The sequence below is a fragment of the Gordonia effusa NBRC 100432 genome (genome assembly GCF_000241305.1).
GTDB classification, from domain to species: Bacteria; Actinomycetota; Actinomycetes; order Mycobacteriales; family Mycobacteriaceae; genus Gordonia; species Gordonia effusa.
Genome location: NZ_BAEH01000091.1, coordinates 52,040 through 64,888, shown reverse-complemented (window position 1 = coordinate 64,888; position 12,849 = coordinate 52,040). Strand labels below are relative to the sequence as shown.

Annotated in this window: 7 protein-coding genes; 6 read left to right on the top strand and 1 reads right to left on the bottom strand. The window is 63.8% G+C overall.

The genetic code is table 11. The annotated features are described in order from the left end of the window. Positions 1–7,662 (bottom strand): non-ribosomal peptide synthetase (locus tag GOEFS_RS15670; protein ID WP_007318910.1); only part of this gene is annotated, 7,662 nt, incomplete at its 3' end. 596 nt (positions 7,663–8,258) lie between these two features. Here GOEFS_RS15670 and GOEFS_RS15660 point away from each other — a divergent pair. The 6 genes from GOEFS_RS15660 (at position 8,259) to GOEFS_RS15635 (ending at position 12,827) form a co-directional block, all read left to right on the top strand. After that, positions 8,259–9,629: an ATP-binding cassette domain-containing protein gene (locus GOEFS_RS15660; RefSeq protein ID WP_083837350.1), complete on the top strand. Its 1,371-nt coding sequence runs from the start codon at positions 8,259–8,261 to the stop codon at positions 9,627–9,629. A 2-nt stretch (positions 9,630–9,631) separates the two neighbouring features. Further along, entirely contained in the window at positions 9,632–10,435 is an 804-nt protein-coding gene (locus GOEFS_RS15655) for an ABC transporter permease (protein WP_007318908.1), read from the top strand. Further along, entirely contained in the window at positions 10,432–11,268 is an 837-nt protein-coding gene (locus GOEFS_RS15650; protein WP_007318907.1) for an ABC transporter permease, read from the top strand. The genes GOEFS_RS15655 and GOEFS_RS15650 overlap by 4 nt, the downstream gene beginning before the upstream one ends. A 114-nt stretch (positions 11,269–11,382) precedes the next feature. Then, on the top strand, positions 11,383–11,805 hold the full coding sequence (gene panD, locus GOEFS_RS15645) for an aspartate 1-decarboxylase (RefSeq protein WP_007318906.1): 423 nt from the start codon (positions 11,383–11,385) through the stop codon (positions 11,803–11,805). Positions 11,806–11,886: 81 nt separating this feature from the next. After that, positions 11,887–12,234, top strand: coding sequence for a GNAT family N-acetyltransferase (locus GOEFS_RS15640; protein ID WP_007318905.1), 348 nt, complete (start codon positions 11,887–11,889; stop codon positions 12,232–12,234). After that, positions 12,219–12,827: a pentapeptide repeat-containing protein gene (locus GOEFS_RS15635; RefSeq protein WP_306304950.1), complete on the top strand. Its 609-nt coding sequence runs from the start codon at positions 12,219–12,221 to the stop codon at positions 12,825–12,827. The genes GOEFS_RS15640 and GOEFS_RS15635 overlap by 16 nt, the downstream gene beginning before the upstream one ends. Positions 12,828–12,849: the final 22 nt, after the last annotated feature.

The following is a 12,849-nucleotide window of genomic DNA, read 5'->3' as shown; positions in this document are numbered from 1 at the left end:
GGCCGCGACGGCCTCAAGCACGCGCAGGTAGCGAGCGGCGATCGTGTCCGCGGTTGCTTCATCGAAGAGGTCATGGGCGTAGATGAGCTGGGCTTTCATCGGACCCCCGACCTTGCCGGACTCACCAGCGGGGTCATTGGGATACAGCGTCAGCTGCAGGTCGACTTTGGCGGCGACCAGTTCCTCCGCGATCGGCGCTACCTGGAGATCGCCGAGTTGCAGAGTCGGGAAGTCGATGTTCTGGAACCAGAACATGACCTGGAACAGTGGGTTATGTGAGGTCGCCGTCGCGCTGACCGTCTCGGCCACAATCGAGTCGAACGCGATATCAGTGTTGGCCATATCCGCCAGATCGTCTCGGCGCACCTGCGCGAGCAATTCGGTGAACGACACGCCCGGGTCGACTCGGGTACGCAGCGCGAGACTGTTGACGAACATGCCGACGATACCGTCGAGCGCTTGTTCGCCTCGGCCCGCGAACGGGGTGCCGATGACCAGATCGGTGCGGCCGGCCAATCGCGCGAGTAGCACGGCGTAGGCGGCCTGCGTGACCATGAACAGCGTCGTATTATGCTCGCGCGCAATCGATTCCAGCGAAACCACCAGTTCGGACGGGATCTCGAAGTCAATCTGCCCGCCGCGGAAGGTCGGGTTCTTGCCGCGTGGTCGGTCGGTTGGCAGATCAATAGTCTCGGGCACACCGGCCAGGCGCTGTTTCCAGTACTCGAGTTGCCGCTGCGCCTCGGTGACGCCATTGTGGTCGGCCGCGGCCAATCGCTCTGCCTGCCACAGCGTGAAGTCGGCGTATTGCACGGGCAGCGGGGTCCACGGTGGGGCGTGACCGGCCGACCGCGCCGCGTAGGCGATCATCAGATCGCGGGCCAGCGGGGCCATCGACGCGCCATCCGCGCTGATGTGATGGACGACGAAAACCAGGACGTAGTCATCGGCGGCGACCTCAAGCAACGCCAGCCGGACCGGCGCCGCCTCGGTGATGTCGAAGCCCCGGCCGGTGACTGCCATGATCGCCGCACTCACATCACCGTCGACCGATTTGGGCGTGACATCGAGGTCGGCCAGCACGACGTCGGCGGGACTGATCACCTGGACCGGCTCGCCGTTGATCATCGGATAACTCGTGCGCAGCGTCTCGTGGCGCCGAACGAGATCACTCACCGCTTCGGCTAGCGCGTCCACCCGTAGATCACCGGTCAATCGCAATGCCAGCGCGACGTTGTACGCGGGCGATGCGGGATCGGCCCGATTGAGCAACCACATACCGCGTTGCACGTCGGCCAACGGCACCACCTCGGCGCGCGGTCGCGGCCCAAGCGGCACCGACGGGTGCCCGGCCATCAGCCCGGAAACATACTCGGCGACTCGCGCAACAGTCTCGGTTTCGAACAACGCGGCGACCGGAACTTCCCGGTCAACCGCGGCGGCGACGCGGGCGGTGACCTTGGTCGCCGACAGCGAATTACCGCCGAGGTCGAAGAAACTGTCGTTGACGCTGACCGTGTCCACCCCGAGCACTTGAGCGAAGATGTCGGCCACCACGGTCTCCAGCTGAGTACGCGGCGCGACGAAGGCGTCGGTCGACGTGAAGTCGATGGACGGCAGCTGTTTTCGGTCGATCTTGCCGATCGGTGTCCGCGCGAATTCGTCGACGATCTTGATGGCGCGCGGCACCAGGAATTCGGGCAGATGAGTGGCGACGTACTCAATGAGGTCGGTGCTGTTCACGATCGCGCCGGGCACCAGCGTCACATACGACGCCAGAACTTTGTCCCCGGCGGGTCCGGGCACGCCGACACTGACGGCGTTCGTGACATCCGGATGTTTCATCAGCGCGCCGTCGAGTTCACCCGGCTCGATGCGCTGGCCGCGGATCTTCAACTGGAAGTCGTTGCGGCCGTGGTAGTCGAAGCTGCCATCGGCACGTCGGGTTACCCGGTCTCCGGTGCGATACATTCGCTGCCCGACGGCGAACGGGTGGGCGACGAATCGGCCCGCGGTCAGGTCGTGCCGCCTGAAGTAGCCGAGTCCCACCTGATCGCCGGTCAGATATAGCTCGCCGGTTACCCCGATCGGTACCGGACGCAAGCCGCGGTCGAGGACCAGCGCCCCGACCCCTCGGCCCGCGGTACCGATGGTGACGTCGTCGGTCATCTCGAACGGGCCACCACAGGTCGCCCACACCGCGACTTCGGTTGGGCCGTAGATGTTATAGATGCGACGGTCACCGAGCTCGACCCATCGATGCACCAATTCCGGTGGCAGTGCTTCGCCGCCACACGCCACATCGCAGAAGGTCGGGATGTTCAACGGATTGAGGGTGGCGACCACCGCCGGCGTCATACATGCGTGCGTGGCCCCGTGCGTGGCGATGACCCGTTCCAGATTCTCCCCCGCGTAGCTGTCGAAGTCCGCGACCACGATGGCACTGCCCGCGAACATCGCCGGCCATAGTTCGCCCATCGCACCGTCGAAACTGGGCGCACCGACGTGCAACATGCGCGAGGAGGTATCCAAGCCCCACTTCGCCACCGAGTTGGCCGCGAGGTGGCTAATCGCGCGGTTGTTGACTACCGCCGCCTTCGGCTTACCCGTCGAACCCGAGGTGAACAGGATGTAGGCCATATCGTCCGGATGTAGCGGGCGGACGAGTTCATCGTCGGCGATAGCTCGGCCACTATGTCCCGCGAGCTGAAGTTCGTCATTGGCGTCATCGAGAACCAGCCAGGTGAGCGCGCGAGCCGGTTCGGTCACCTCGGTGACGGTAAGGCCGAGCACCGCACCGCCTTCGGCGATCAACTCGGCACGACGATCGGCGGGGTGGCGTGGATCGATCATCACGAATGCGGCGCCCGCTTTGGCGACCGCCACCATCGCGACAACCGAGTGATGGGAACGCGGAATGCTGATCGCGACCACGTCGTCGGCGCCGATCCCCCGGGAAATGAGCTCGCGCGCAAGCTGATTCGTGCGAGCCGCGAATAGCTCGTGAGTCATCGATCCATTGCCCATAATCGCCGGCGCCTTCGGATCGGCGGCCGCCTCGCCAACAGCGATGAGTCCGCGCACCGTCTCGGCCGAAGCGACGGACTCCGGGGCAGCGGTCAGGCGGGCGATCTCCGCGCCGTCGACGATGTCGATGCGGCTCGCGATCTGCTCCGGGTCGGTCACCATCTCAGTGAGCATCCGGGTCAGTTGGCCGGCGATCTCGGCGATACTGGCGTGGTCGAAAAGGTCAGTCGCATAGCAGAATTGCACTGCCAGAGCGTCTTTGCCGCCACCGACTATTTCGGTTGCCGCGATCTCCAAATCCATCTTCGCCGCATCGGGGCGAGCGTCGAGCCAGGCGATCGCATCCCCGGCGCTGGTCAGTGCGGAAATACTGTCCCGTTGCAGGATCAGTGCCACTTGGAACAGCGGGCTATGCGACCGCGACCGATAGGGAGCAACGGCATCGACGACCTGCTCGAATGGCACATTCGCGTGTTCGAGGGCGCGAGTGCGGATGCGGTGGGCATCGGCAATAACTTCGGCAACCGTCGCCGACGGTGTCACGCCGCTACGCAGGATCACCGTATTGACAAACATGCCAACAAGATCCGCCGTCTCGGGCTCGTCGCGGCCGGCAACGGCGGTCCCGATGGCGACGTCGTCAGTGTCGGCGAGCCGGCTGAGTACGAGTGACAGCGCGGCGTGCAAAACCGTAAAGGTTGTCACTCCGAGGCGCGCGGCCAATTCACGGATCTGGGGCACCAGATCCGTCGGCAGTTCGGTGTCGAGGTAGGCACCGACACCGGACGGAACACGTGGGCGCGGTCGATCGGTCGGCAACGCCAGAACATCTGGCATACCAGCCAATTCGCGTTCCCAGAAGGAGGTTTCCGCGCCCAGCCGCGATGTTGGATCATCGGCGGCACCGAGCATCTCCCGTTGCCAGATGGCAAAGTCGGCATACTGAATGGGCAGCGGATCCCAGTCGGGCGCAAGCGAATTGCGCCGCGCCGCGTAGGCCGTCAGCAAATCGGTGATCAGCGGTCGCAATGAGGCACCGTCGCCGGCGATATGATGCAAGACCACCATCAGCACCGAATCCACCTGCACCCCACTGTCATTCGTCACGATGAACAGGGTGCTCCGCATCGGTGTATGCCCGATGAGGTCGAAGCCCAATTTCGCCTCGGCGTCAACCGCCGCCGCCAATTCGTCCTCGGCGACGGTGACCACGCGCAACGCCGCCTGTGCGTCAAGTTCGTCGACGTCGAGAATCTCCTGCACCGGCTCGCCACCGACAGACGGAAAACGCGTACGCAATGATTCGTGCCGGGCCAACAGATCAGCGACCGCCGCACTCATCGCGGCCGAATCGGTGTCGGGGCCAAGACGAACCGCGCCGGGCATATTGTAGGTCGATGACGTCGGGTCCATCCGATTGATGAACCAGAGCCGCGTCTGCGGGTAGGACAACGGGATCGAATCACCACGGCGCATGGGCCCGAGCGGAATTCGATCGGTCGCCGCTCCGGCCGCCGCCGCGGCGCGAGCCAATTCGCCGATATCGCGACTCGCGAAGACCGCGGTCAACGGTAGATTGATATTCTCACTCGATCGCAGCCGCGACGCTAACCGCGCGGCCACCAGCGAGTCGGCGCCGAGCGCGAACAGATTGTCGCGCATACCGATGCGCTCGACGCCAAGGAGCTCGGAGAGCAGTGCGGCCAACGCGAGCTCGATATCGGACGCAGGTGCGACGAACTCGTACTCCGCTTCGGTCAGCTCCGGCTTCGGCAACGCCGCGCGGTCCAGCTTTCCCGATGGTGTCACCGGCATCTCGGCGAGGACCACAATCGTCGAGGGCACCATATGCGAGGGCAAATGTTGCGCGCTCCAACTTCGCAGCTCATCACCGGACAATTCGGGTGCGGTGCGCAGGCCTTTGACATATCCGACCAGCACCTGGTTTGCACCGTCGGTTCGAACCACCGCAACCGCGAAATCCACCGACGAGTGGGCACGCAATACCGCTTCGATCTCGCCCAGTTCGACTCGCTGACCGCGAATCTTCACCTGAAAGTCTTCGCGCCCAAGGTATTCCAGAGTTCCGTCGGCATTCCACCTGGCCCGGTCCCCAGTGCGATACAGCCGACGCCCGGTAGCGGTGGGATCGGCGACGAATCGTTCCGCGGTCAGCGCGCATTGACCGTAATAGCCGTCGGCCAATTGCACTCCGCTGACATACAATTCGCCAGCGACGCCGACCGGTACCGGCATCAGTTGGGCGTCGAGCACTCGCGCGACCGCGTTATTGACCGGCCGTCCGATCGGCACTGTCGCGCCGTGATGGTCTGCGACTCGATGGGCGGTGATGTCCACCGTGGCCTCGGTCGGCCCATAGGCGTTGACCACCACGGTGCCGGGAAGCGCCGCAGTCGCGCGCGCGGCGAGTTTGGCGTCGAACGCCTCTCCGCCGAGTATCAGATAGCGCAGCGAATCGAGCCGGGCCAACTGTTCGGCATCGGCGACATCGAAGAAGGCATCGAGCAACGACGGAACGAACTGGACGAACGTAACGTGCTCTGCCGCAATCAAATCGGCGAGATAGGCCGGATCGGCATGCCCCCCGGGACGCACCAGCACCGTGCGGCAGCCGGCGATGGCTCCGCCGAATATTTCCGGGACCGACGCATCGAAGATGAACGGCGCCTTTTGCAGCATCACATCGGATGATTCCATCGGGAAGGTCGCCAGATGCCAGCGCAGGAACGCGGTCAGTGCCGCGTGGGAAACCTGCACTCCCTTGGGCGTTCCGGTAGAACCCGACGTGAACAGCACGTAGGCCGGCATCGCCGGGGAAACTCGCTGCGGCACAAAGGAACCCGAGGCCATCGCGGGATCGAACGTCTGCCCCGCGACATAGTCGGCGTCGACGACCAGGCGCGGTGACACGGTATCTATGACAGCACGCTGGCGCACCTGCGGAGCGGCCGGATCGAGCGGAACATAAACCGCACCGGCGTAGAGGGTTCCGTAGATGGCGACCATCTGCGCGATCCCTCGGTCGAGTGCGATGACGACACGGTCACCCGGCGCTACCCCGTCGTCCACGAGTCGCTGAGCGAAATCCTTTGCCAGCAGGTCGAATTGGCCGAAGGTCCAGTGGCGTCCAGCCTCGGTGACCATGACCCGATCGGGGTGCGCTGCGACCTCGGCGGTAACCGCGCCGACCACCGTCGCGGGCGCGACACGACTCACCGCGGGCGGCTCCCCGACGGAGAATTTCTCGACGGTGTGGCGTTCGCCGTCGAGGAACAGGTCAATGTCGCGCACCGCGGCGTCGGGATCGGCGACGAACCGCTCGACGAAGGCGATGAAACGCCGGTGGTGGGTTTGTAGTTCACCCGGCGTGTAGAGATTGGGATTTCCATGTAAATCCACGACCAGCGGCGCTCCGGGGCTCGCCTGGTAGAGGTTGATCAGCAAGTCTTCCAGGATGCCCGAAGCGAGGATGCGATAGTCGACCTCGGCACCGTCGATCGCGACCGGCTCGTCGAAAAACACCATGTTGATCGACGGGCCGAAAGCGTAAGAGCCACCGTCGAATCCGGCGTCGCGCCGAATGTCGTCGGAGCGATAACGCTGGTGCCGCAACGCGCCGGTCAATTCCAACTGGGTAGCCGAGATGAGGTCGCGCCCGGTCCGCCCGGCCAAGTCGGTGACGCGTACCGGCAGGAGATTGGACAACATGCCGCCGGCGCGTTTGATCTTCGCCGTTGAGCGACCGGTTACCGGCAAACTGAGCACCACGTCGTCGGTGCCTGCCATCCGACCGAGAAACGCACTGAAAGCGGCGGTGAGAATCACCGCGAGCGACGACTGCGCATCTGCGGCAAGCTGCTCGATTCGCCGTTGGAGATCGGCGTCGAGCACACTGCCGGCGACGACATTGTCGGGCGAAACAGGTGCGATCCCGGCAACCTTCGACAGCGTGACCCGCTCGGGCATGCCGCGTACGCGTTCCTGCCAGTACTCGCGGTCGGAAACGCGGCGCGTGCTCTCCAGGTACTTCTTTTCGTCGGCGACGATCTCGGCCATATTCGCCGCGGGCTTCTCCACCAATTCGATGCCGCGCTTGGCCGCGTTGTAGCGGTCGGCGGTCATTCGGGTCAGTGTGAGTGCGGCGAAGCCGTCGATGATGATGTGGTGACCGCGGGTGTACCAGAAGGTGCGGTCATCGGCGACGCGGAGGAGTGCACAAACAACGAGCTGGTCGTTGAGAAGATCCACCGGCCGCTTATATTCCGCGCGCATCCACTTCAAGGCGGCCGCGACCGGGTCGGCGTGGGACCGCATGTCGATGATGTCGACATGCTGGTCGTATTCGACGTCGACGACCTGGCCCGGAACGCCGTCGTTCTCGACGATGCGCAGATACGGAGATTCGGCAGCTTTGCCCGCTTCCTCATTGCACCGCGCGAACAGGTCGTGATCCAGTTCGCCGGGCGCGTATCGGATGTCGAGGTACTGCGCGATGTTGACCGAGTAGTCGGCGGACAGGGTTTCAGCGAACCACATACCGCGCTGGGCAGCGGTGAGCGGAAGAACCGTCGAGGCGCTGTCGATGGGACCGGCTGACTGATCTGCCGTTGTCATTGAATCCCTTCCCACTCGTCGAGACAGCGTCGAAAATGGCGACGTCTATCGAAATCTAATCACCTGACCCACGCTCGACCCCTGGTGAGTATCCACGTGTTGCGAGAGCGTGGGGTCGGGTGCTGGTCAGGTCGTGATCATCTCCATATCGAATTGTGTCTTGACCACGTCAAATACGCGGTTCAGGTGAGCGCCGCATAGTTATTTCGCAGGCCGTACTCACAGCGTTACCACCCCTGTTCACACCGTGTCGGCGAGATGAGAAAGTAACTGCGCGTCGCATTCAAGCGATGGACTGCGTAGGTTTTACATTTGACTACACCGGTCACGCGATTCGCAGCGTCGGGTAGCTCACCAACAAATGATCGAGAAGGAGTGCGACTGTGTCGGACGTGCATGTCAGGCGCCAATCCACTCCGGGCGACGACGCGTTCGACGACCCCATCGCCGCACAACTTCGCTTGTGGCGAGAATCCAACCAGCGGATCGCCGACGGTGGCCCGATACCTCGGCCTACGCCCCCGGCCCCGGCCCCGGCGCGGCCAACACTGCCACCCGCCGCGACACCCCGACCGTCGGCGGCTCCGACCAACTCAATGCCAAGCCCGCGGCCGACGCCGACCCGCCCTCACTTCGACTCGCAGCCGGATCCGGTAGATCGATTTACCACCCATACCGGGCGCCACAGCTTGCCGGTGCTGGCGCCACTCGAACCGGAACCCGCGCCGCGTCCTCGACGCGCGCGGGTCGCTGCTCCACCAGACGAGTTTGTGCCGCCGGCACAGCCGACACCGCGCCAGAGTTCGAGCGGTTCGGCGACGCAGCGATTGGCCGAATCGGAATCGGCGGCGTCGTGGCAGTCGTTCGCGCCTCCGGTTTCGACGCCTCCAGTTTCGGCGCCTCCCCCGACGTCGACGATCCGCCCCGAACCCTTTGCGGCACAATACGAATCAGCGGATCAATCGCTGCGCGATGGCGCACTGGCCGCCTCCTGGCTACCCGACACTGCTGCCGAATACCCGACCGACACCGCCATCGAAGCGGTGAACCTACACAAGCGGTTCAAAGACATGGTGGCCGTCGAAGATGTGAGTTTCCATGTTCCGACCGGAAGCATCGTCGCATTGCTCGGCCCCAACGGCGCGGGCAAGACCACCACCGTGAATATGCTGTGCACCCTCCTGCGGCCCGACGGTGGATACGCCGTCGTCGGCGGGCACGACATCGTCAAACAGGCGGCCGACGTCCGCAAGTCGATCATGTTGACCGGTCAATTCGCGGCATTGGACGAGTCGCTGACCGGCCGGGAAAACCTCATCCTGTTCGGGCGTCTACTCGGTTTGCGCAAGTCTGAGGCCAAAGCTCGGGCCGACGAACTGCTCGACCACTTTTCGCTCACCGAAGCCGGCGGCAAACGCGTCGGCCAGTACTCCGGCGGAATGCGTCGCCGGATTGACATCGCGTGTGGGCTGGTTACCTCACCCAAGGTCGTATTTCTGGACGAGCCGACGACCGGGCTCGATCCGCGCAGCCGTCAGGATGTCTGGGCGCTGATCCAAAGCCTCAAGGCCACCGGCGTCACAACCTTGCTGACCACGCAATATCTCGAAGAGGCCGACATGCTGTCGGACAATATCGTCGTCATCGACAAGGGACGTGTCATCGCCGAGGGCACCTCCGACGACCTCAAGACCCGAACCGGGGCGGCGTACTGCGATGTCACGCCGGAACATGGCGACGACCTTCCCCGACTGCGAGCGCTGCTATCCGACCTGGTGGGTGACCCGACGGCGCAGCCGAAAGACCTCACCATCTCGGTACCCGCGCCCGATGGCGCCAATACCCTTGTCGAGGTCGTTCGACGGACCACCGAAGCGCGTCTGGAACTCTCTGACATCACCATGCGTCGCCCGTCCCTCGACGAAGTCTTCCTCCACCTGACCGATCCGACCAGGGACGGGAGCTGACGTTGAGCACTGGCTCGCAGCCGTTGATCTCACCCGCGCGCGACATCCGGATCAGCACCTTTGAACAGTGGCGCGCGCTGTCGTGGCGTGGGATCACCAGCATCATCAAGAACGGCGAGTTCATCTTCGCGATCGTGTCCCCGTTATTCCTGGCGGTCTGCTTCTACCTTCCGTTGCGTTCCATCATGGAAACCCGCGGCATCGACTACGCGCAGTACCTGATGCCGGTGATCGTGCTGCAGTCCATCGCGTTCACGGCGTCAGCCGCGGCGATGCGCGCGTCGATCGACGGCCAGAAGGGCATCAACACTCGATTCCGCGTACTTCCGATGAACGCGACCGTCCCTACCTTCGCGCGACTGACCACGAATACCGCCCTGTTGACGGTGTCGGTGCTATTCGCGTCGATCATTTGCCTGGTCATCGGCTGGCGGCCACAGGGCGGCATCGTCGGAATCATCGGCCTATTCGGCGTGGCCATCGGCGTTGGCGTAATCGTGAGCCTGCTCTGCGACGGCATCGGATTGCTGTCGGGCAGCCCGGAAGCGACCAGCCAGGCGTTAGCGTTGCCACTGCTCATCCTGGGTATGTGTTCAACCGGCTTTGTCACCGAAGACCAATTCCCCGACTGGATTCAGCCATTCGCGCGCAATCAACCGGTCTCGCAGATCACCAATGCGATGCGCGCCTTCGACGAAGGCCATGTCACTTGGTACAACGTCGGGCCGACGGTCTGGTGGTGTATCGGCCTGGGGCTCTTCGCCATCGTCGTAGTGATTCTCGGTAACCGGAAGGTGCGCCGATGACAACGTCGAAGTATCTGGACCCGGCTGGCTTCCCCAGCCCGGACACTCCACGCGAAGGCAGTATCCGCGCCTGGTTCACCCAGTCCGGGCCGTTGGTCGGGCGGCAGTTGATGGTCTGGTTCCGCGACCCGGTCACCATGATGCAGAGCCTGCTGATGCCCGCGGTGTCGATGATCATGTTCAAGGTGGTGCTCGGCGATTCGATCGCCCAAACCACCGGACAGAACAGTGCCTACGGCACGGTGCCGCTGGTGATCCTCGTCGGCGCGATGTTCGGCTCGATGGCGGCGGCCGTCCGACTGAATCAGGAACGCGGCTCCGGGCTGTTGGGCCGGCTGTACGTCATGCCCATCAACCGCGGCGCCGACATCACGTCAAGGCTCGTTGCCGAACTCTTCCGCGTCCTGGTGACCACCCTGGTGCTGCTGGCGGCGGGGCATCTCATCGGATTCCGATTCACCCAGGGAGTGCTGCCGGCCATCGGCATCGTCGGTGTGGCATTGCTATACGGGGCGTCGTTCTCGATGTTGGTGCTTGCCTTGGCGGTCAGCGCCAAGCCGGGCGCCCCGTTGGTCCCGCTGCTCTCACTGTTGTCGAGTTTCATGATGTTCTTCAACTCGGGTTTCGTTCCGCTGAAGTCGTATCCGACCTGGGTGCAACCGATCGTCGAATACCAGCCGATGACACCGGCCATCGAGGTCATGCGGTCACTCGCCATTGGCGGACCCATCACCAAGAACCTGATCATCGTCGCGATCTGGGCGGTTGCGATCCTCGCACTCACCACCTATCCGGCGCTGCGCGGCTACCGGAAGGCCGCGACCGATCGCTAAATTCCGGCATCGGTCGGTTGACTGAGAATGCCGATCGGCCGAAAATCGTAACAAATACCGCCCCGCTGCCGATGTAGCATCGAGGAAGCAGGCAAACGGAAGGGCGCGAAACCCATGTTTCGAACCATGATGACATCGAAAATCCACCGCGCGGTAGTGACACAGGCAGACCTGCACTACGTCGGATCAGTGACAATCGATGCCGATCTACTCGACGCGGCAGACCTGCTCGAAGGCGAACAGGTAACCATCGTCGACATCGACAACGGCGCTCGGCTGGAAACCTATGTCATCGCCGGTGAACGTGGATCCGGAGTGATCGGCATCAACGGCGCTGCGGCCCATCTCGTCCATCCCGGCGATCTCGTGATCATCATCGCGTACGGCATCATGAACGAGGCCGAAGTCCGCGCGTACTCACCCCACGTCGTCTTCGTCGATGCCGACAACCGCGTCCTCACCGAAGGAAACGATCCCGCGGACGTCCCGGCGGGGTCGGATTTGCTCGATCCGCGTCGCCCGCTGGTCAACGCCTGACGCTGAACAAAGCTTCTTGCCGACACGTCGAGGCGATCCCTCGCCGCTCAACGTCGGCTTGCCGCTACTACACTCGTCCGGGTGACCACTGACAAAGCAGGCGCCCAAGTCACCATCTCCGCAAACCCCGAACTCCGTCGTTACGAGGTTTACGCCGATGGTGAGCTGGCCGGATTTACCGTCTACCGCGATCGCGAGTACGACGGCGCCGCCGAACGAGTTTTCTACCACACCGAAGTCGCCGAAGCTTTCGGCGGACGCGGGCTCGCGACGATTCTCGTCAAAGAAGCCCTCGACGCAACGCGCGCCGAGAACAAACTGATCGTCGGCGTGTGCCCACTGGTGGCGATGTTCCTCACCAACCATCCGGAGTACGCCGAGGCATCCCGCCCCGTGACCGATGAAGTCCTGAACTGGCTGCAGCCATAACCGACGACGCGACCGGCCAGAGTTTCGCCGACGAAAGCTTCGTCGGCGAGACCTGGACCGAACGTACCTTTACCGACTGCGCGTTCTTCGACGCCGACCTGTCCGACCTCACGACCGTCTCGGTCGTCTTCGACGGATGCGATTTCACCGGCGCCAACTTCGCCGATTCGACGCACCGATCGAGCGCCTTTCGCAACTGCACGTTCCGTCGGACTCATCTGTCCGGACTCACGATGTCGGACTGCTCGCTCGTCGGCTCGGTGTTCTCCGAATCACGAACACTCCGTTGGAAACTCACCGACTGCGACCTGACGCTCGTGTCGCTCGCCGGGCTGCGGCTATTGCGCGCTGACCTAACCGGTTGCCGCCTGCGCGAGGCTAACCTCGGCGAATCCGACCTCACCGGGGCGGATCTGTCCGGCGCCGACCTCTCGTCGGCGCGCGCCATCGGCGCCATTCTGCGTGACACCACACTGCACGGCGCCCGCATCGACCCGACGTTGTGGCGCCAGGCCAAGGTCGACGGCGCGCGCGTCGACCCGCATCACGCACTGGAGTTCGCGATGGCATACGGCCTGCGGATCGGCGACTGACCAACGCCGACGTCGGGTAGCT

What these genes read in the sequence shown, in the direction of transcription:
- panD (WP_007318906.1), top strand. Translation starts at nt 11,383, where the DNA reads ATGTTTCGAACCATGATGACATCGAAAATCCACCGCGCGGTAGTGACA.
- GOEFS_RS15660 (WP_083837350.1), top strand. Translation starts at nt 8,259, where the DNA reads ATGCCAAGCCCGCGGCCGACGCCGACCCGCCCTCACTTCGACTCGCAG.
- GOEFS_RS15650 (WP_007318907.1), top strand. Translation starts at nt 10,432, where the DNA reads ATGACAACGTCGAAGTATCTGGACCCGGCTGGCTTCCCCAGCCCGGAC.